General features: G+C 67.6%; 14 protein-coding genes. 6 read left to right on the forward strand and 8 right to left on the reverse strand.

Translation table 11 applies throughout. The features are described 5' to 3' along the window. Positions 1-10: 10 nt before the first annotated feature. Entirely contained in the window at positions 11-775 is a 765-nt protein-coding gene (locus AC1RDS_RS01865) for a protein-L-isoaspartate(D-aspartate) O-methyltransferase (RefSeq protein WP_026436304.1), read from the reverse strand. Beyond that, positions 775-1,557, reverse strand: coding sequence for a 5'/3'-nucleotidase SurE (gene surE / locus AC1RDS_RS01870; RefSeq protein ID WP_348683561.1), 783 nt, complete (start codon positions 1,555-1,557; stop codon positions 775-777). Before surE ends, AC1RDS_RS01865 begins: the two co-directional genes overlap by 1 nt. A gap of 126 nt (positions 1,558-1,683) precedes the next feature. Between surE and AC1RDS_RS01875 the strand changes: the two genes are divergently transcribed. From AC1RDS_RS01875 to AC1RDS_RS01890, 4 genes are all read left to right on the forward strand, one after another. Further along, positions 1,684-2,658, forward strand: coding sequence for an NADPH:quinone oxidoreductase family protein (locus tag AC1RDS_RS01875; protein ID WP_348683563.1), 975 nt, complete (start codon positions 1,684-1,686; stop codon positions 2,656-2,658). A 233-nt stretch (positions 2,659-2,891) separates the two neighbouring features. Further along, positions 2,892-4,466: an alkaline phosphatase D family protein gene (locus AC1RDS_RS01880; RefSeq protein ID WP_092700803.1), complete on the forward strand. Its 1,575-nt coding sequence runs from the start codon at positions 2,892-2,894 to the stop codon at positions 4,464-4,466. Between the two features lie 162 nt (positions 4,467-4,628). Further along, positions 4,629-6,464: a gamma-glutamyltransferase family protein gene (locus tag AC1RDS_RS01885; protein ID WP_348683564.1), complete on the forward strand. Its 1,836-nt coding sequence runs from the start codon at positions 4,629-4,631 to the stop codon at positions 6,462-6,464. Positions 6,465-6,588: 124 nt separating this feature from the next. Then, positions 6,589-7,635, forward strand: a complete 1,047-nt coding sequence (locus tag AC1RDS_RS01890) for an Ldh family oxidoreductase (protein ID WP_348683566.1) — start codon at positions 6,589-6,591, stop codon at positions 7,633-7,635. Between the two features lie 24 nt (positions 7,636-7,659). Here AC1RDS_RS01890 and bioD read toward each other — a convergent pair whose 3' ends face one another. The 6 genes from bioD to AC1RDS_RS01920 form a co-directional block, all read right to left on the reverse strand. After that, on the reverse strand, positions 7,660-8,349 hold the full coding sequence (gene bioD / locus AC1RDS_RS01895) for a dethiobiotin synthase (RefSeq protein ID WP_348683568.1): 690 nt from the start codon (positions 8,347-8,349) through the stop codon (positions 7,660-7,662). Continuing rightward, positions 8,346-9,563 (reverse strand): 8-amino-7-oxononanoate synthase, encoded by a 1,218-nt coding sequence (gene bioF / locus AC1RDS_RS01900; protein ID WP_348683570.1) that lies wholly within the window; start codon positions 9,561-9,563, stop codon positions 8,346-8,348. The genes bioD and bioF overlap by 4 nt, the downstream gene beginning before the upstream one ends. Further along, positions 9,553-10,869, reverse strand: a complete 1,317-nt coding sequence (gene bioA, locus AC1RDS_RS01905) for an adenosylmethionine--8-amino-7-oxononanoate transaminase (protein ID WP_092697017.1) — start codon at positions 10,867-10,869, stop codon at positions 9,553-9,555. The genes bioF and bioA overlap by 11 nt, the downstream gene beginning before the upstream one ends. A 224-nt stretch (positions 10,870-11,093) precedes the next feature. Continuing rightward, positions 11,094-12,740, reverse strand: a complete 1,647-nt coding sequence (locus AC1RDS_RS01910; RefSeq protein ID WP_348683572.1) for an acyl-CoA synthetase — start codon at positions 12,738-12,740, stop codon at positions 11,094-11,096. 46 nt (positions 12,741-12,786) lie between these two features. After that, on the reverse strand, positions 12,787-14,487 hold the full coding sequence (locus tag AC1RDS_RS01915) for a diguanylate cyclase domain-containing protein (RefSeq protein ID WP_492226648.1): 1,701 nt from the start codon (positions 14,485-14,487) through the stop codon (positions 12,787-12,789). Positions 14,488-14,490: 3 nt separating this feature from the next. Continuing rightward, entirely contained in the window at positions 14,491-15,564 is a 1,074-nt protein-coding gene (locus tag AC1RDS_RS01920) for an ABC transporter substrate-binding protein (protein WP_244273606.1), read from the reverse strand. Positions 15,565-15,629: 65 nt separating this feature from the next. Between AC1RDS_RS01920 and dnaG the strand changes: the two genes are divergently transcribed. Together dnaG and rpoD are read left to right on the forward strand one after the other, a co-directional pair. Then, positions 15,630-17,600: a DNA primase gene (dnaG, locus tag AC1RDS_RS01925; protein ID WP_092697020.1), complete on the forward strand. Its 1,971-nt coding sequence runs from the start codon at positions 15,630-15,632 to the stop codon at positions 17,598-17,600. Positions 17,601-17,865: 265 nt separating this feature from the next. Continuing rightward, positions 17,866-20,229, forward strand: coding sequence for an RNA polymerase sigma factor RpoD (gene rpoD / locus AC1RDS_RS01930; protein ID WP_092697021.1), 2,364 nt, complete (start codon positions 17,866-17,868; stop codon positions 20,227-20,229). Positions 20,230-20,238 lie beyond the last annotated feature (9 nt).

Consider the following 20,238-nt stretch of genomic DNA (forward strand, 5'->3'; position numbering starts at 1 on the left):
AGCATTCCCTTCAGGCAATCCCCGATTTTAGGGGGACAAAATGAACCGGCTCGAGAACGCTTTGTTTCAATCCGTGCGCGGTTTTGTCGATCACAAGCAACACTTGCTGGCCACCGGCAAGCGCCATGGGCGCAACGAGGCGCCCTCCCACGGCCAACTGGTCGCACCAGGCCTGCGGCACTGCCTCGCCACCGGCCGCCGCAATGATGGCCGCATAGGGCGCACCCTTGGCATAACCCTGCATGCCATCGCCAAACAGCAAATGCACGTTGGCCAGCCGCAGGTGGCGCAGGTTGTCACGGGCCTTTTCGTGCAGGCCGCGCAGCCGCTCGACCGAATACACCTCGCGTGCAACATGGCTGAGCACCGCGGCCTGGTAACCGCAACCGGTGCCAATTTCCAGCACCCGACCCAGCCCGCCAGCGCGCGCGCCGTCGGCCCCCAAAAGCAGCTCGCACATGCGTCCCACCACGCTCGGCTTGGAGATGGTCTGGGCCAGGCCAATGGGCAGACTGGTGTCTTCGTACGCCTGGTTCACCAGCGCACTGTCGACAAAGCGGTGCCGCTCCACAGTGGACATGGCCTGAAGCACCACCGGCGAGGAAATACCGCCTGCAGCAAGCTTTTGCACCATGCGGGCGCGCACCGCTGCCGAGTCCAACCCGACCCCCTGGGGCGCTGCGGGGGCACTGGCGCGCATCGGCATGGGTGCGACTCTGGAGGGAGCCCCCCCCGAACCATCCAGGCGCGCAGGAAAACCGGGCCTGCGCTGCATCACCATTGCGGGGCCGCTGGTCCAGCAGCCACCAGGCGGGACGCGGTTTGCGCCCAATAGCCAAGATTGTCATGGTCCGTCAGGTCCACTTTCAAGGGAGTGACCGACACATGCCCCTGGGCCGTGGCGTGAAAATCGGTACCCTCGGCGTCGTCCTTGGCCGCGCCAGCCCCGCCAATCCAGTACATCACCTCCCCGCGCGGGCTTTCCTGGACGATCACGCGCTCGGCCGCATGGCGGCGCCCCAGTCGGCACAGCTTCAGGGGGCGCAACGCCTGCAGCGGCATGTTCGGGATATTGATATTGAGCAGCCAGGGCGCTTCGGCCACCAGGTTCTGCGCCACCATCTGCGCAACGATTTCGCGGGTTTTGTGCGCCGCCGCCTCGATCTCGCCCCAGCCCTTGTCCACCTGCGAAATCGCCATGGCCGGAATGCCGAAAAGATACCCCTCCATGGCAGCACCGACCGTGCCCGAGTAGATGGTGTCGTCACCCATGTTGGCGCCGTTGTTGATGCCGGACACCACCAGATCGGGGCGGTAGCCGAGCAGCCCCGTGAGGGCGATGTGCACGCAGTCGGCCGGCGTGCCATTGACGTAGCGAAAGCCGTTGGCGGCCTGGTGCACATACAGCGGCGAATGCAGGGTCAGGGCGTTCGACTTGGCACTGTTGTTGTGCTCGGGCGCCACCACCTCGACGTCTGCGATGGTCTTGAGCGCGTCATACAAGGCCACGATGCCCGGTGCCTGGTAGCCGTCGTCGTTGGATAGGAGAATCTTCATGGTCACTGTGCGGGGTTGCAACGGATTGTAGGTGGCACCCAGCCAGGATGCGCCCGTCGCTCGTGGGACATCGCACGCCCTTGGGCCACCCCTATCATGCAGGCCACCATTGACAGGAGACATCCCATGCACGCTTGGCTTTGCACCAACCCCACCGGCGTTGACGCGCTCGCCTGGACCGAACTGCCCACGCCCACGCCCCAAGCGGGCGAGGTGCTCATCGAGATCAAGGCGGCCAGCCTGAACTTTCCCGATCTGCTGATCGTGCAGAACAAATACCAGATGAAGCCGCCTCTGCCCTTCGTGCCGGGCTCCGAATACGCGGGCGTGGTGCAGGCGGTGGGCGAAGGCGTCACGCACTTGAAAGTCGGCCAGAACGTGGCCTGCCTCTCGGGAACGGGCGGCTTTGGCACGCACACCATCGCTCCGGCGACCCTGTGCATGCCCCTGCCAGAGGGTTTCTCGTATGTGGATGCCGCCGCCTTCATCATGATCTACGCGACCTCGCACCATGCGCTGGTGGACCGGGCCCAGCTCAAGGCCGGCGAGACGGTGCTGGTGTTGGGCGCCGCAGGCGGTGTGGGCACCGCCGCCATCCAGATCGCCAAGGCCATGGGCGCGCGCGTGATCGCGGCGGCCTCCAGTGCCGAAAAATGTGCGCTGTGCACGTCCATCGGCGCCGACGCCACTATCAACTACAGCCAGGAAAACCTGCGGGACGCGATCAAGGCCCTGACCGGCGGCAAGGGGCCGGACGTAATCTACGACCCCGTGGGCGGTGATTTCGCCGAGCCGGCCTTCCGCTCCATCGCGTGGCGCGGCCGCTACCTGGTGGTGGGCTTTGCCTCGGGCCCCATTCCGGCGCTGCCGTTCAACCTGGCGCTGCTCAAGGGCGCCTCCATCGTGGGGGTGTTCTGGGGCGACTTTGCCAGGCGCGAGCCCCAGGCCAATGCCGCCATGATGGTCGAGCTGGCCCAGTGGTACGGCCAGGGCAAGATCAAGCCCGTGATCGACCGCACCATGCCCATGGCCGAGCTGCCCGCAGCCTACGCCCACATGGGCTCGCGCGGCGTGATGGGCAAGCTGGTCATGGTCAACTGATGAATCACCAGACCAGGGGACTGCACGAAAAATTGCCGGCATCCGCCACCCGGCCTTTCCGGAAGGGCCGCTGCAGCACATTCTGATTCAGCGCCTGCTGGCCCCGCTGGGCGAGAGCGAAACCAGCACCGCGGCCCTTCAGCGCGCCAACAAGAGCATGTACCTGGCCAAGCGCTCGGGCAAGAACCGCGTCATGGCCGCCTGAACCCGCCCCACACCACCCACCCGCTGCCATGACACCCCTGCAACGCCGCGCCTTCCTGCAGTACGCCAGCGGGGCCGCCGCCGCCGGCACCCTGCCCCGCTGGGCCTGGAGCAACAGCCCGGTGCAGCACGACCCCTTTGCGCTGGGCGTGGCCAGCGGCGATCCCACATCGGAGGGCGTGGTGCTCTGGACGCGGCTGCAGCCCACGCCAGACCACCCATTCACTGCGCAGCTCACCGTGCACTGGGAACTGGCCGACGACCCGGCCTTTCGGCACATCGTGCAACGCGGCCAGGCCACGGCGCTGCCGGCCCTGGGCCACAGCGTGCATGTGGAGGTGACCGGCCTCGCCCCGGCGCGCTGGTACCACTACCGCTTCATGCTGGGCGATGCCGTCAGCGCCTCGGGCCGAACCCGCACCGCGCCCGCGGCCGACGCCCTGGACGCCCATCTGCGCATCGCCTTTGCGTCGTGCCAGCGCTGGGAACACGGCCACTACGCCGCCTGGCGCCACCTGTGCGCCGACCAGCCCGACCTGGTGCTGTTCCTGGGCGACTACATCTACGAATACGCGACGCCCCCCATCACGACAGGGCTGGCCCGCGTGCACGCGCTGCGGTACGCCAGCACCCTGGCCGACTTCCGCGACCGCTACGCACTGCACAAGAGCGACCCCGCCCTGCAGGCGGCCCATGCCGCGTGCCCCTGGGCCGTCACCTGGGACGACCACGAGGTGCAGAACGACTACGCCAGCGCCCAAGGCAAGGGCAGCCAGGGCGATCCTGCAGCCTTCCTGGCCCTGCGCAGCGCCGCCTGGCAGGCGTTCTACGAAAACATGCCGCTGCGCGCCGCCAGCCTGGCGTCGCCCGACTTCGGCACGCTGCAGGTGTACCGGCGCCTGCGCTGGGGCCGGCTGGCGAACGTGCATCTGCTCGACACCCGCCAGCACCGCTCCTGGCAGGCCTGCCGGGCGACTGACACGGGCGGTGCTGCTGCCGTGCGCCCCCAGGACTGCGCAGCCCTGGCCGACCCGCAGCGCAGCCTGCTGGGCGCCACCCAGGAGCAGTGGCTGGATGCAGGCCTGGCCGCCGACGCCCGGCACGACCGCACCCGCTGGAGCGTGATGGCCCAGCAAACCCTGTTCTCGCCCCGCCGCTACCCCTCGGGCGTCGTTTCCACCGACAGCTGGGACGGCTACCCCGGCGCCCGCGCGCGCCTGTTGCAGTCGCTGGCCCGCCACGCGCCACGCAACAGCGTGCTGCTGGGGGGCGACATCCACCAGAACTACGTCTGCAAGGTCCAGTCCGAGGCGGCGGGCGGCCAGCCATCCAGCCCGGAGGTGATCGCCAGCGAGTTCTGCGGCACCTCGATCAGCTCGCGCGCGGGCACCACGCAGGACAAGGTCGATGCCATTGCCCGCCACAACCCGCATGTGCTGCTGGCGCGCAGCGACCAGCGCGGCTACGGCCTGGCCGACATCACCCCGCAGCGCTGGACCACCACCCTGCGCGTGGTGGACGACCCGCTGCGCGCCGACAGCGGCGCATCCACGCAGGCACGCTTTGTGGTGGAAGACGGGCGGGCGGGGCCAGTGCCAGCCTGAACCACGGCGCTCATTAATTAATAGCTTCTTGCGCAACCCTATCAGGAGCCGCAAGCCAAAAACACTCATCATCTGCGCGTCTGTTCCGTAATGTAATAACGGCGCCGGCCGGCGCGGCAGCCCGGTACCATGGGTTTTCCGCCCACCCAAGGAGATCCCAGGATGCCCAAGCCCCCCGCCCTCCGCCTCGTGCTGATTGCCGCCGCTGCCGTGCTGGCCGCTTGCAGCAGCGCTCCTCCGCTGGCCTACACCGTTCCGGACCAGCCCGAAGGCTCGTCGGGCTACACCGACAAACCGGGCTGGGCCGCCGAGAAGTTCGCCGTGGCTGCCGCCAACCCGCTGGCTACCGACGCGGGCTACCAGGTGCTCAAGGCTGGTGGTTCGGCCATCGACGCGGCCATTGCCGTGCAGATGGTGCTGACGCTGGTCGAGCCCCAGTCGAGCGGCATTGGCGGTGGCGCCTTCCTGCTGCACGCCGCAGGCGCCCGGGTCGAAGCCTATGACGGGCGCGAAACCGCACCGGCGGCGGCCACCGACAAGCTCTTCCTCGGTGTGGACGGCAAACCCCTGCCCTTCAACGATGCCGTGGTGGGCGGGCGCTCGGTGGGCGTGCCGGGCACGGTGCGCATGCTGGAGCTGGCCCACAAGGAACATGGCAAGCTGGCCTGGGCCCAGCTGTTCCAGCCCGCCATCCAGCTGGCCGAGGGCGGCTTCAAGGTCAGCGCGCGGCTCAACGCGCTGCTGGCCAACGACAAGTTCCTGGCGCAAGACCCCGTGGCCGCCGCCTATTTCTACGACGCCGCAGGCAAGCCCTGGCCCGTGGGCCATGTACTGAAGAACCCCGAGCTGGCCGCCGTGCTGCGGGCCATTGCACGGCAGGGTTCCAAGGCCCTGCATGAGGGCGACGTGGCCCAGGCCATCGTGGCCAAGGTGCGCAAGCATCCCACCAACCCGGGCCCGCTCAGCCTGGCCGACCTGGCCGGCTACCAGCCCAAGAAGCGCGAAGCCCTGTGCACCAGTTACCAGGTCGCGCCCCACGACTACCGCGTGTGCGGTTTTCCGCCACCGAGCTCGGGGGCCATCGCCATCGGCCAGATCCTGGGCATCCTCAGGAACACCGACGCGGCCGCGCTGCCCCTGCAAGAGGGCCTGCGCGGCCCGGCGCCCGGTGCCGACTGGCTGCACCTGTACACCGAAGCAGCGCGCCTGGCCTTCGCCGACCGCGCGCAATACGTGGCCGACCCCGATTTCGTGCAACCCCCCGGCGGCAGCTGGATGAGCCTGCTGGAGCCCGGCTACCTGGCCCAACGCGCCAAACGCATTGGCACGCAGAGCATGAAGGTGGCACAGCCCGGCACCCCGGGCAGCGTGCGCACCAGCCATGCCCCCATGCCCGACCAGCCTGAATACGGCACCAGCCACATCAGCATCGTCGACGCCTTCGGCAACGCCGTGGCCATGACCACCACCATCGAGGACCAGTTCGGTTCGCGCCAGATGGTCACGACCAACGCCGCGCGCCCTGGCGGCTTTCTGCTCAACAACGAGCTCACCGACTTCAGCTTTGCCCCCACCGATGCACAGAGCCAGCCCATTGCCAATCGCGTGCAGCCGGGCAAGCGCCCGCGCTCGTCCATGGCGCCCACGCTGGTGTTCGACCAAGCCAGCGGCGAACTGCTGATGAGCGGCGGCAGCCCCGGCGGCGCGGCCATCATCCACTACACGGCCAAGACGCTGTATGGCGTGCTCAACTGGGGGTTGATGCCCCAGCAGGCCATCAACCTGCCCAACTTCGGTTCGTTCAACGGCCCCAGCCTGCTGGAGGAAAACCGCTTCCCGCCCGCCACCGTGGAGGCCCTGCGCGCCCGCGGCGCCGAGGTGCGCGAGATGAACATGACCAGCGGCCTGCAGGCCATCACGCGCGGCCAGGTGCATGGCAAGAAGATGTGGCTGGGCGGTGCCGACCCACGGCGCGAAGGCGTGATGATGGGCGACTGAAAGCAATCAGCATTCAAAGAGGCTCTAGCGATTACCCATAAGCGCAAGATGCGACTCAAAACATAGCAAAAAAATCCGTAGACAACCGCCACGACCATGGCGGGCTGCCTCCACCACCCTGCCCATGCCCCACACCACCGCCCCCGCCACCCAGCACATTGCCTTTGCCGAACTGCAAGACCTGCTCACCCAGATCTTTCTGCGCCACGGTACCTCGCCCGAAGTGGCGGCGATCCTGGCGGCCAACTGCGCCAGCGCGCAGCGCGACGGCGCCGCCAGCCACGGCATCTTCCGCATCCCCGGCTACCTGTCCACGCTGGCCAGCGGCTGGGTCAACGGGCGGGCCGTGCCGCAGGTGCAAGACGTGGCGCCCGGCTATGTGGCGGTCGATGCCGGCAACGGCTTCGCCCAGCCGGCCCTGCAGGCCGCGCGCAGCCTGCTGATCGAGAAGGCGCGCCACAACGGCATTGCGCTGCTGGCCATCCGCAACTCGCACCACTTCGCCGCGCTCTGGCCCGATGTGGAGCCGTTTGCACGCGAAGGGCTGGTGGCGCTGGCCTTTGTCAACAGCATGGCCTGCGTGGTGCCCACGGGCGGGCACAAGGCCTTGTTCGGCACCAACCCCATCGCCTTCGCCGCGCCGCGCGCGGGGGGCGACCCGCTGGTGTTTGACCTGGCCACCAGCGCCATCGCCCACGGCGACGTGCAGATCGCCGCGCGCGCAGGCCACCGCTTGCCCGAGGACTATGGCGTGGACCGCCATGGCCAGCCCACGCGCGACCCTGCCGCCGTCCTCGATGGCGGCGCGCTGCTGCCGTTTGGCGGCTACAAGGGTTCGGCCCTGTCGATGATGGTCGAGCTGCTGGCCGCGGCGCTCACGGGCGGCAACTTCTCGTTTGAGTTTGACTGGTCGCAGCATCCCGGCGCCAAGACGCCCTGGACAGGCGAGCTGCTGATCGTGATCGACCCATCGAAGGGCGCCGGCCACTCTTTCGCGCAGCGCACCGAAATCCTGGTGCGGCACATGCGCGCCGCCGGCCAGGACCGCCAGCCCGGCGACCGCCGCTACCAGCAGCGTGCGCAATCCGATCGCCATGGCATTGCGATCGGCTGCGAGGAACTGGCCCGGCTGCACGGCCTGGCCGCGGCGCCGCTGCCGCCGGCCGGTTAAGCGCCAGACCCGTCTGCCTGTCGGCTATGGCGCCTGCAGCAACGCCAGCGCCTGCGGCAGATGGGCCGCGATGGCCGGCGCACTGGGGTCTGGCAGGCGGGGCACATGGCCCAGGAATGGCGCCACAAGGCCTTCCTCCAGCGCAGCCAGGTTGTCGGCCACATGGGGCATGGCCGCGTCCACGGTGTTGGCCACCCAGCCGGCCAGGCGCAGGCCGCGTGCGCGCACGGCCTCGGCCGTGAGCAGCGCATGGTTGATGCAGCCCAGGCGCAGGCCCACCACCAGCACCACCGGCAGCCCCAGGTCCACGGCCAGGTCGGCAGTGTCCCAGCCGGGAACGAGCGGCACACGGAAACCACCCACGCCTTCGACAAAGGCCATGTCGGCCCGCGCCGCCACGCCGCGCACGGCGGCCAGCAAGGCGTCGCGGGCAATGGTGCGGCCCTCCAGGCGGGCGGCAATGTGCGGTGCGCAGGGCGTGCGCAGCTGCAGCGGACCCACTTCGTCATCGCGCAGGCCCATGTTGCTGGCCGCACGCAGGCGCAGCACGTCTTCGTTGACCCAGCGGCCGTCCACACAATCCTGCCCCGCCGCCAGCGGCTTGATGGCGGCGGCGCGCAGACCCGCCTGCGCCGCCAGGTGCGTGAGCGCGGCGGTGATGGCGGTTTTGCCGATTTCGGTGTCGGTACCAGTGACAAAAAAACCGCGCGTCATGCCAGCTCCTTAGCGGCCTCGGCCAGCGCCGCCAGCAGGCGGTCGATGTCGGCCGCGGTGTGGGTGCCGCACAACGTGATGCGCAGGCGCGCCGTACCCGGCGCCACGGTGGGCGGGCGGATGGCCGGCACGCGCAGGCCGGCGCGGTCGAGCACGGCCGCCACGCGCAGCGCGGCGGCGTTCTCGCCGATGATGAGCGGCTGGATGGGGGTGTCTGAAGCCACCAGCCGCCAGCCCAGTTGGGGATGGCGCGCCAGCAGGTCACCCACCCCGGCGCGCAGCTGCGCCTGCAGGCGCACGAGATTGGCGCGGCGCTGCGCGCCCTCGTCACCGGCCATCAGCGCCAGGCTTTGCAGCAGCGCATGCGCCACGGCGGGCGGCGCGGCGGTGGTGAAGATGTAGGCCCGCGCGGCCTGGATCAGGTATTGGATGACGGTAGGGTGCGCGGCCACGAAGGCACCGGCCACACCGGCCGCCTTGCCCAGCGTGCCGACCATGATCAGCCGCTCGCTGCGCAGACCAAAGTGCGCCAGCGTGCCGCGCCCCTGCGGCCCCAGCACGCCAAAGCCGTGGGCGTCATCCACCACCAGCCAGGCGTCGTGCCGTTCGGCCAACGCCAGCAGTTTGTCGAGCGGGGCCACGTCGCCGTCCATGCTGAACACCGCGTCGGTGACGATCAGCTTGATGCGGGCCGTGCAGGCGCCCAGCAGCGCGTCGAGCTGGGGCACGTCGCAATGCGCATAGCGCTGCACCGGCGCCTTGGCCAGGCGCGCGCCGTCGATCAGCGAGGCGTGGTTGAGTTCTTCCGAGAAGATCACCGCATCGGCATCACCCAGGGCCGTGAGCACTGCCAGGTTGGCCATGAAGCCGGTGCAGAAGAACAGCGCCTCGGCGTTCGGGATGGCGGGCGCCACGGCCGCCGCCAGGGCGCGCTCCAGCGCCGCATGCGCGCTGGAGTGCCCGCTGATGAGGTGCGACGAGCCCGAGCCTGCGCCATACAGTCGCGCGCCCTCGGCCAGGGCCTCGGCCAGCGCGGGATGGGCGGCCAGGCCCAGGTAGTCGTTGCTGCAGAACATCAGCAGCTCGCGGGATTGCCCATCGGCGCCGCGCACGCGCTGCACCGGCGCGGTGGCGCTCTCGGCCTCGCGCAGCACGCGCGTCAGATCCTTGGCGGCGATGGCCTGCAGCTTCTGGTTCAGGTGGTCAAGCAGCATCCAACACCTCCGCCAGCGTGGCCATCACGGCCTGGAACAAAAACTGCGCCGTGGGCGCGTCAATAAGGTAGGGCGGCATCAGGTAGACGGTGCCGCCAATGGGGCGGATCAGCAGCTCGTGCGCGCGCGCCGCCAGGTGAAAGCGCTCGGCAAACCGCTCACCGGGCTCGCGCACGTCGAACGCCAGGATCATGCCGCGCTGGCGCAAATGGGCCACGCGCGGGTCGCTGGCCAGCGGCGCGAAGGCCTCGGCCAGCAGCCGGGCCTGCGCGCGGTTCTTCTCCAGCACCTGGTCGGCTGCGAAGCGGTCGAGCACGGCATTGGCCGCCGCGCAGGCCAGCGCATTGCCGGTGTACGAATGCGAGTGCAGAAAGCCGCGCCCCACCTGCTCGCTCCAGAAGCTCTGGTACACCGTTTCGGTGGTCAGCACCAGCGACAGCGGCAGCGTACCGCCGCTGATGCCCTTGGACAGCGTGATGAAGTCGGGCCAGCCGCACTCGCCCTGCTCGAACGCAAAGAAGGTGCCGCTGCGCCCGCAGCCCACCGCGATCTCATCGGCGATCAGGTGGATTTCGAACTCGTCGCACAGCGCCCGCACGGCGCGCAGGTACGAGGGCTCGTGCATCGCCATGCCGGCGGCGCACTGCACCAGCGGCTCGATGATGAGGGCGGCCACATGGCCGCGCCGCTCTGCCAGCACGCGGCGCAGATCGGCCAGCGCGCGGGCCTCGGCGTCCGGGTCCTGGCGTGCATCGGGCGACTCGACGATGTGGGCGCGCATCAGCAGCGGGTCGTAGGCATCGCGGAACACTGCCACGTCGGTCACGGCCAGCGCGCCGATGGTTTCGCCGTGGTAGCCGTTGCGCAGGCAGACGAACTCGCGCTTGTCCGCCAGGCCCCGGTTGCGCCACGAATGAAAGCTCATCTTCAGCGCGATCTCGACCGCCGAGGCGCCGTCGCTGGCAAAGAAGGCGTGGCCCAGCGCGCCACCCGTCAGGGCCGCGAGTTTTTCGGCCAGCTCGACCGCGGGCGCATGGGTGCAGCCTGCCAGCATGACATGGGGCAGGGTTTCGAGCTGGTGCGTGATGGCGGCGCGGATGCCGGCATCCGAGTGCCCGAACAGGTTCACCCACCAGGAGCTGTTGGCGTCGAAATAGCGCCGGCCTTCCAGGTCGAAAAGCCAGGGGCCTTCACCCCGGGCGATGGCCAGCGGCGGCGTGACGGCGGCACGCGCCATCTGGGTACAGGGGTGCCACAGCGCAGCAAGGCTGCGCGCGGCGAGATCGGGGGAGTGCAGGGACGTCAATCAACAACTCGCTCGCCCGGGCTTGCGGGCAGGGATGGGACGAAAAAACCGCGGCAAGTATCGCACCCGGCTTGGCTGCAGGGGATGCCGCCAGATCTGCCCACCACTGCCGACTGCCCGGCATTGGAGGAAAAATGGCTTCAACGCTTGTTCAGAAGGCGCCAATAGCTATGAAAACGGAGCACCTTCGAATGCCCCTGCCGTGGCTGGCCGCCGTGCAATGGTCAGACGTCGATGGCCGCGGCCGAGCCCGCCTGCTTGCGCAGCTCGAACTTCTGGATCTTGCCCGTGGCGGTTTTGGGGATGTCGCCAAACACCACGGCGCGCGGCACCTTGAAGCCGGCCAGGTGCTTCTTGCAGTGCTGCACGATGTCTTCGACCGTGGTCTGTGCGCCCGCCTTCAATTCGACGAAGGCGCAGGGCGTTTCGCCCCACCTGGCGTCGGGCTTGGCCACCACAGCGGCGGCCAGCACGTCGGGGTGGCGGTAGAGCACGTCCTCGACCTCGATGGACGAGATGTTCTCGCCGCCCGAGATGATGATGTCCTTGCTGCGGTCCTTGATCTTGATGTAGCCGTCGGGGTACTGCACGGCCAGGTCGCCGCTGTGGAACCAGCCGCCGGCAAAGGCTTCCTCGGTGGCCTTGGGGTTCTTGAGGTAGCCCTTCATGGCGATGTTGCCCCGGAACATGATCTCGCCCATGGTCTCGCCATCCCAGGGCACGGGTTGCAGGGTTTCGGGGTCGAGCACCCGGGCTGCGCGCTGCAGGTGGTAGCGCACGCCCTGGCGGGCGTTGAGGCGGGCGCGCTCGCCGATATCGAGGTCGTTCCAGGCTTCGTGCCGGGCGCACACCGTGGCCGGGCCATAGACCTCGGTCAGGCCGTAGACATGGGTCAGGTCGAAGCCCATCTTCTCCATGCCCTCGATCATGGAAGCCGGTGGCGCGGCGCCGGCCACCATGGCCTTCACGCCGGCAGGCACACCCTCCTTCATTGCGGCCGGCGCGTTCACCAGCAGGCCGTGCACGATGGGCGCGCCGCAGTAGTGCGTGACACCATGGTTGCGGATGGCATCGAAGATGGCCTGCGCCTCCACGCGGCGCAGGCACACGTTGACGCCTGCGCGCGCCGCCACCGTCCACGGAAAACACCAGCCGTTGCAGTGGAACATGGGCAACGTCCACAGGTAGACGGCGTGCTTGGGCATGTCCCACTCCAGCACGTTGCTGATGGCATTGGTGGCCGCGCCCCGGTGGTGGTAGACCACGCCCTTCGGGTTGCCGGTGGTGCCGCTGGTGTAGTTGAGCGCGATGGCATCCCACTCATCGGTGGGCAGCTCCCAGGCGAATTGCGGGTCGCCGCCGGCCAGAAATTCCTCGTAGGTGGTGGTGCCGAGTTTCTGGCTGGCGGGGCCGTAGACAGCGTCCTCCACGTCGATCAGCAGCAGCGGCGCCGGGTTCTGGCGCAGCGCCAGGGCCTTGGCCATGACGCCGGCGAATTCGGGGTCCACGATCACCGCCCTGGCCTCGCCGTGGTCGAGCATGAAGGCGATGGCCTCGGGATCGAGGCGCGTGTTCAGGGCATTGAGCACGGCGCCCGCCATGGGCACACCAAAGTGCGCCTCGACCATGGGCGGCGTGTTGGGCAACATGACGGCCACGGTGTCGTTCTTGCCTATGCCGGCGCGCTGCAGGCTGCTGGCCAGCTGGCGGCAGCGCGCATAGGTCTGCGCCCAGGTCTGGCGCAGGCTGCCGTGCACGATGGCCAGGCGGTCGGGGTAAACCTCGGCGGTGCGCTCGATGAAGCCCAGCGGCGACAGGGGCGCGAAGTTGGCTTCAGTGCGGGGCAGGTGCTGGTCGTAGATGGAGGTCATTGCGCTTCACAAGGAAAAAATGAACAGGAGCTAGACAGGCCACGCCTCAGGGGTGGTTGCTGCGGCTTTGCTTGACACGGTACATGGCCGCATCCGCGCTGGCCAGCAGCGATTGTGCGTCGGGCGCATCGCGTGGGAAAAGGCTCATGCCGATGCTGGCGCGCACCCGCAGCGATTTTCCGAACAGTTCCAGCGTTTGCCCAAAGGCCTGCTGCAGTTTCTCGGCAATCTGAAGCGCAGCTTCTTCGGTATCGACGTTCTCGCACAGCACGGTGAACTCGTCGCCTGCCAGGCGAGCCACCGTATCGGCCTGGCGCACGGCCGAGACGATGGCACGGCCCGTGGCCTGCAGCACCTCATCGCCCGCTGCATGGCCCAGGGCGTCGTTGATGGACTTGAAATCGTCCAGGTCCACAAAGAACAGCGCACACGCCCGTCCGCTGCGCCTTGAGAGCTCCAGCGCCTGCGCCAGGCGCTGCTCGAACATGCGCCGGTTGGGCAGCCCGGTGAGGAGATCGTGATGGGCCAGGTGCGCCATGCTGTCCCGGCTGGCGTTGAGTTCGGCGATCTGGCGGGTGATCTGCTGCTCCATGTCGCTCAGGCTGCGCGCCAGTTCACCCACCTCGTCCTGCCGCTCGACCGGCAGGGCACCGTGGGGCTCTCCCCGCGAAAAGGCGCGGGCCGCGCGCACCATGGTCTGCAGGGGCCTGGTCACCGCCCGGGACACCAGCGCGGCCAGCAGCATGCCCACCGCGCTCAGGACCAGCAGCATCTTGAGGATGCCGCGCCCCAGCTCGAGCACTTCGTCCTGCACCACGGCCATGGGCTGCGAGAGCCCCGCCACCAGGAAGCGGTCTTCGTCCGAATCCCCGACGGGCAAGCGGGTGAACGAGAACACGCGCGGTTCGGCACCATCCGCCTGCGCGTCCATCATGAGTTCGTGGGTGCGCCCTTCGATGATCTGCGCCACCGGCGCCAGGGTGTCCTGCAGAAGGATGCGTTGGCCACGATCGAAACCGAAGGTCTGGGTCGGATCGGGGTGCACCAGAATGTCGCCCCAGCGGTTGCACAGGTAAAACCCATAGTTCTCGGGCAGGCTTTTCCTGAAGTAGGCCAGGGAGGGGCTGGCCGCCACGCGCACTACCACCACGGCCTCGACGGTCCCCCAGCGCACCACGGGCGATGCCATGTTGAAGATGGGTTGCTGCTGCTCTTCGGTGGCATCGCCTTCGTGGTTGATGCCGAACTCGCTGAAGTACACCGCGCCCGAACGCAGCTTGAGGGTTTCGAAAACAAAGGGGAAATGGGCTTTTTCCTGCAGCGCGGCCTGGGGCGCCTCCACCAGGTCATCGCCCAGCCGGTCAACCCGCAGCAGCTCCAGGCCATGGTCGCGGGCACTGATGAGCCGGATCTGCAGGTACGAGGGGTGCGCAGCCAGGCTCGCCTTGAACACTTCGGCCAGCAGGCGGCGGTCGCGCACAGAAGGTGCATGCGGCGGCTGCGCCGTGCGCGGCTCGGTGGCCACGGCCGCCGCGGCCGCCAGCAAGGTGGCATCGCGCGCCACGGCCGAAAAACCGGCTTCGAGGTGGCGCGTCAGCACCTGCGTGGTGGCCAGCAGCGAGCGCTCGGCCCGCTCACGCAGCAGGTCGCGCGCGGCAGCATAGGTGTAGTAGCCCGCCAGCACCGCAGCCAGTACGCTGAAGGAGGCCAGAATCCAGCCCAGGCGCGACGCGATGCCCCAGCGCATGGCTCAGAACCCCTCGGGGCGCTCGCCCGATACGATGCGCCGCCAGAGCCGGGTGCGCTGCCCTTCGCTCTCCACCGGCTCCAGCCACACTATCGGGCTCGCCGCAGCGCCCGCCGCGCCGCCGGGAGGCTCCTGCAAGGTGTTGGCCAGCCCCTGGCGCCGGGTCAGTACACCGCTCACCGCCGGCTCAAGCATGTAGTCGATCCACCGGGCTGCCAGTGCGGGCTGGGCAGAGCGGCGCGTGATGGCCCAGCAGTCGAGCCAGGCCAGGGCCCCTTCCTTCGGGATGACATAGCCCACGTCGAGCCCCGCGTCGCGCAGCAGCTTGAGTTGCTGCTGGCCATAGTTGGCATGCATCACCGCGATGCGGTGGCGGCGGAACAGCTCCACCGACTCCTCGGGCACCGAATAGAACGACAGCACGTTGCGGCGAAGCGCCACCAGGTCGCGGGCCAGACCGCCGAACCGCGCCGCATCGATGTGAAAGGGCGCCAGCCCCCGGCGCTGGGCGGCCAGCGAGAAACTGTGGCTGCTACCGTCGAACGCCAGCACCCGCCCCTGCCAACGCGGATCCCACAGCACGTTCAGCGAGTCTGGCGGCACGCCGAACTGCCGACGGTCGTAGATCAGGCCCATTTCGGAATAGGTGTAGGGCAGCGCATACACGGCCCCTTCGCTGGTGATGCCGGGAATCGATGCCAGTTGCCGAAACCGGGGCAACTGGCGCCCGGCATTGGCAATGTCCTTCATCGGCAGCGGAATGAGGCGCTTTTGCGCGACCAGGCTGGCGATCTCGACCGTGTTGGCGGCCACTACGTCGTAGCCTGGGCCTGCCGGATCGGCCAGCTTGGCACGCAGGCTGTCGTCCGAGCCCACGGTGGTGATTTCGACGCGCACGGCATGGCGCTTTTCAAAGGCGGCCACCACATCGGCGTCGGCGTACCCGGGCCATGACAGGACGCGCAGCACCGGCGCCCCCGACGCGCACAGCGGCAGCCAGGCAACGGCTGCCGCGCGCAGCCACACGCCCAGCCGCGCTGCGGCACTGCGTGTCCACGGGGTCCCCGTTGTTGCCATGGAGATGTCTCGGCTTCGCCAAATGTTAACGAGTGTAACCACACTTTGCGCAGACAATAAGCCCCGTGTCGATTCCCCAATCTTTCATTCAGGAACTGCTTTCGCGCGTGGACGTGGTGGACATCGTGGGCCGCTACGTGCAGCTCAAGAAGGGCGGCGCCAATTTCATGGGGCTGTGCCCCTTCCACGGCGAGAAATCGCCCTCCTTCAGCGTCAGCCCCGCCAAACAGTTCTATCACTGCTTTGGCTGCGGCAAGAACGGCAACGCCATCAGTTTTCTCATGGAGCACGCCGGCATGGGCTTCATCGAGGCCGTGCAGGACCTGGCCCAGCAGGTGGGGCTGCAGGTGCCCGACGATGACATCTCGCCGCAGGAAAAAGAGCGCGCCGCCGCTGCCCGGCAAAAGCAGGCCACGCTGACCGATGTGCTGGAAAAAGCCGCCGAGGCCTATCGCCGGCAGTTGCGCATATCGCCCCGGGCCGTGGCGTATTTCAAGGGACGCGGGGTGTCGGGTGCGGTAGCCAAGCGCTATGGTCTGGGCTATGCCCCCGAAGGCTGGCGCAGCCTGGCCAGTGTTTTTCCGCACTACGACGACCCGCTGCTCGAAGAAAGCGGGCTGGTCATCGTCAATGACGAAGATGGCGGCAAGCGCTACGACCGCTTCCGTGACCGGGTGATGTTTCCCATCCGCAACGTCAAGGGCGAGTGCATCGGCTTTGGCGGCCGGGTGCTGGGCGATGACAAACCCAAGTACCTCAACTCGCCCGAAACCCCGGTGTTCCACAAGGGCCGCGAACTCTATGGCCTGTTCGAGGCCCGCGCCGCCATTCGCGAACAGGGTTTTGCGCTGGTCACCGAGGGCTACATGGATGTGGTGGCCCTGGCGCAGTTGGGATTCCCCAACGCCGTGGCCACGCTGGGCACGGCCTGCACACCCGAGCATGTGCAAAAGCTGCTGCGCTTTACCGACGCGGTGGTGTTCAGCTTTGACGGCGATGCCGCGGGCCGCCGGGCGGCCCGCAAGGCGCTCGACGGTGCCCTGCCCCATGCCAGCGACACGCGCAGCATCAAGTTTCTGTTCCTGCCGCCCGAGCACGATCCCGACAGCTTTGTGCGCGCGCACGGCTCCGATGCCTTTGCCCGCCACATTGGCGATGCGGTGCCTTTGAGCCGCTTCCTGATCGAAGCCGCCAGCGAAAGCTGCGACCTGGGCACGGCAGAAGGCCGCGCCCACATGGCGAGCAATGCCCGCCCCCTGTGGAGCGCGCTGCCCGAGGGGGTGCTGCGGCGCCAGGTGCTCACCGAACTGGCACAGCTGGCCCAACTGGAAGCCCACGACCTGTCCGACCTCTGGAGCAAGACCGCCGCCCAGGAGGCAGCACGCCACCCTGGCACCGTGGCCTCGCACCGCCATGCCGCCACCCCCACGGACGAGCCCCCGTGGGGCGCGCCTGCCGATGCCGGCTGGCAATCACCCGGCGGCTACGACTCGCCCCCGAAGCCACCCTTTCGCAAGGGGGGCGACTGGAAAGGCGGCAGCTGGAAAAAAAAGGACGCCGCGCCCTGGCCGCCCCAGCCACGCCTGCCACGCACGCCCACCGCCAGCCGGGCAGACCACGCCGCACGGCTGCTGTTGTCGCACATGGCGTTTCTGGAAGAGTTGACGCACGACGACCACGCGGCGCTGTGTGCCCAGCCTGCCCCGCATGGCCCGCTGTTCAGCTGGCTGGAAGGACAGTTCCACGAGCATGGGCCGCAGGCCTGGGCCTTGCTGCGGGAAAGCCTGCGGGGCAACCCCTGTGAAGCCCTGGCGGTGAAGGTCATGACCGGCTCGCACGCGCAGACCGAGGGCGATCTGCACGAATTGCGGCTGGAACTGCGGGATCTTCTGAACCGCATGCTGATCGAAGACATCAACGCCCAGCAAAAAAACCTGATCCTGCAGGCGGCGCAAGACCCCACGGCACTGGAGCGCTACCGCGCGCTGGAACAGCGGCGCAACGTACTGCAAGGCATATTGCCCCGCACCCCTTGAAATACCGGACAGTCGGTATAATGTAGGGTTTTTCGGCAAGAGCGACAGCAGCACCTCCGAGCCGGGCCACCGTGACAAACGCGCACCTATGCGCTGATGGGCCCACTTATCGCAAGGACTGCACACCAAATGTTCGCCCAGACATCTTGCCCCTGAGGGCCTCCCCTCAAAACGTGAAGCCACCCCAGCTTTGCGTTGCCACCCGCGCCGGGACCTGAGGCGCTTGCGTTTTCTTTGTGTCCGTTTTTGATTCTGAGGTTGTTCCATGCCCGCTCAAAAGTCCGCGAAGCCGCCCAAGTCCGCTCCAGGCACCGCCGCAAAGGCTGTCTCCAAAACCGCTGCCACAGCACCGGCCCAAGCCGCGCCCCGCAAGGCCGTTGCTGCGGCCCCTGCCGCGGCTGCCAAGAAAGTGAAAACCGTGCCCGTGAAAAGTTCTGCCGAGCTGACCAAAGCTGCCGATGAATTGCTGAAGAAGAAGCCTGCCCGCGCCGCAGCCGCCGCGTCCGACGGTGACGAGGCCCCCAAGAAACGCCCTGGCCGTCCGGCCAAGGCCGCAGATAGCGCCGAGGCCAAGACCCCCGCCAAGCGCGGTCGCAAACCCAAGGCAGCAGCGGGCGAAGTGGGCAGTGACGACGCAGACCTGTCGGATATCGAAGCCGACCTCGAAGGCGAAGTGGAGGCGGAGGCCGCCCCCACGGCCGAAAAGGTCAAACCCCTGCGCATGAAGATCAGCAAGGCGAAGGAACGCGCCTTGATGAAGGAATTCGGCCTGGACGAAACCGTCCTGTCCGAAGAAGACATGGCCAAGCGCCGTGCGCGCCTGAAGACCCTGATCAAGCTGGGCAAGACGCGCGGCTACCTCACGCACGTTGAAATCTCCGACCACCTGCCCGACAAGCTCGTGGATGCCGAAACCCTCGAAGCCGTCATCACCACGCTGAACGACCTGGGCGTGGCGGTGTACGAGCAGACGCCCGACGCCGAAGCACTGATCATCACGGACAACGCCCCCGCTGGCGCCACCGAGGAAGAAGCCGAAGAGGCCGCCGAAGCCGCCCTGTCCACCGTGGACAGCGAGTTCGGCCGCACCACCGACCCCGTGCGCATGTACATGCGCGAAATGGGCACGGTGGAACTGCTCACGCGCGAAGGTGAAATCGAGATCGCCAAGCGCATCGAAGGCGGCCTGATGGCCATGATGGAGGCGATCAGCGCATCGCCCGCCACCATCGCCGAAATCTTGAACATGGGCGAGGAGATCCGCGAAGGCAAGGTTGTCATCTCGACCATCGTGGACGGTTTCTCCAACCCCAACGAGGCCGACGACTATGTGGCCGAAGAAGACTTCGACGAATTCGACGAAGCCGATGACGACGACGGCAAGGGCGGCTCCAAGGCCCTGACCAAGAAGCTCGAAGAACTCAAGAAGCAGGCGCTGGAGCGCTTTGACAAGCTGCGCGAGCTGTTCGAGAAGGTCCACCAGATCTATGACAAGGAAGGCTACGGCACGCCCGCGTATGTCAAGGCCCAGGCGGCCCTGTCGCAGGAGCTGATGACCATCCGCTTCACGGCCAAGACCATCGAGAAGCTGTGCGACATGGTGCGCGGCCAGGTGGACGATGTGCGCAAGAAAGAACGCGAACTGCGCCGCATCATCGTGGACAAGTGCGGCATGCCCCAGGAAACCTTCATCAAGGACTTTCCGCCCAACCTGCTCAACCTCAAGTGGGTGGAAAAGCAGGCCGCTGCCGGCAAGCCCTGGTCGGCCATCATGGCGCGCAACATCCCGCCCATCCAGGACCTGCAGCAAAAGCTGACCGACCTGCAATCGCGCGTGGTCGTGCCGCTGGTCGAGCTCAAGGGCATCAACAAGCGCATGAACGAGGGCGAAGCCACCTCGCGCGATGCCAAGAAGGAAATGATCGAGGCCAACCTGCGCCTGGTGATCTCGATTGCCAAGAAGTACACCAACCGCGGCCTGCAGTTCCTCGATCTGATCCAGGAAGGCAACATCGGCCTGATGAAGGCGGTGGACAAGTTCGAATACCGCCGGGGCTACAAGTTCTCGACCTACGCCACCTGGTGGATCCGCCAGGCGATCACAAGGAGCATTGCCGACCAGGCGCGCACCATCCGCATCCCGGTGCACATGATCGAGACCATCAACAAGATGAACCGCATCAGCCGCCAGCACCTGCAGGAGTTCGGCTTTGAACCCGATGCGTCCATCCTGGCGGCCAAGATGGAGATCCCCGAGGACAAGATCCGCAAGATCATGAAGATCGCCAAGGAGCCGATCTCCATGGAAACGCCGATCGGCGACGACGACGACAGCCACCTGGGCGACTTCATCGAGGACGGCGCCAACACCGCCCCCATCGAAGCCGCCATGCAGGCTGGCCTGCGCGATGTGGTCAAGGACATCCTGGATGGCCTCACGCCGCGCGAAGCCAAGGTGCTGCGCATGCGCTTCGGTATCGAGATGACCAGCGACCACACGCTGGAAGAAGTGGGCAAGCAGTTCGACGTGACGCGCGAACGCATCCGCCAGATCGAGGCCAAGGCGCTGCGCAAGCTCAAGCACCCCAGCCGCTCGGACAAGCTGCGCAGCTTCATCGATTCGCTGTAATACGGTCTC

Source organism: Acidovorax sp. GW823-FHT02H02, assembly GCF_058797075.1.

Bases quoted from the DNA above. Each gene is read 5' to 3' on its own strand.
- AC1RDS_RS01910 (WP_348683572.1), bottom strand. From the start codon at position 12,740: ATGACCTCCATCTACGACCAGCACCTGCCCCGCACTGAAGCCAACTTC.
- AC1RDS_RS01885 (WP_348683564.1), top strand. From the start codon at position 4,629: ATGCCCAAGCCCCCCGCCCTCCGCCTCGTGCTGATTGCCGCCGCTGCC.
- AC1RDS_RS01920 (WP_244273606.1), bottom strand. From the start codon at position 15,564: ATGGCAACAACGGGGACCCCGTGGACACGCAGTGCCGCAGCGCGGCTG.
- bioF (WP_348683570.1), bottom strand. From the start codon at position 9,563: ATGCTGCTTGACCACCTGAACCAGAAGCTGCAGGCCATCGCCGCCAAG.
- bioD (WP_348683568.1), bottom strand. From the start codon at position 8,349: ATGACGCGCGGTTTTTTTGTCACTGGTACCGACACCGAAATCGGCAAA.
- surE (WP_348683561.1), bottom strand. From the start codon at position 1,557: ATGAAGATTCTCCTATCCAACGACGACGGCTACCAGGCACCGGGCATC.
- AC1RDS_RS01890 (WP_348683566.1), top strand. From the start codon at position 6,589: ATGCCCCACACCACCGCCCCCGCCACCCAGCACATTGCCTTTGCCGAA.
- AC1RDS_RS01880 (WP_092700803.1), top strand. From the start codon at position 2,892: ATGACACCCCTGCAACGCCGCGCCTTCCTGCAGTACGCCAGCGGGGCC.
- rpoD (WP_092697021.1), top strand. From the start codon at position 17,866: ATGCCCGCTCAAAAGTCCGCGAAGCCGCCCAAGTCCGCTCCAGGCACC.
- AC1RDS_RS01875 (WP_348683563.1), top strand. From the start codon at position 1,684: ATGCACGCTTGGCTTTGCACCAACCCCACCGGCGTTGACGCGCTCGCC.
- AC1RDS_RS01915 (WP_492226648.1), bottom strand. From the start codon at position 14,487: ATGCGCTGGGGCATCGCGTCGCGCCTGGGCTGGATTCTGGCCTCCTTC.
- AC1RDS_RS01865 (WP_026436304.1), bottom strand. From the start codon at position 775: ATGCAGCGCAGGCCCGGTTTTCCTGCGCGCCTGGATGGTTCGGGGGGG.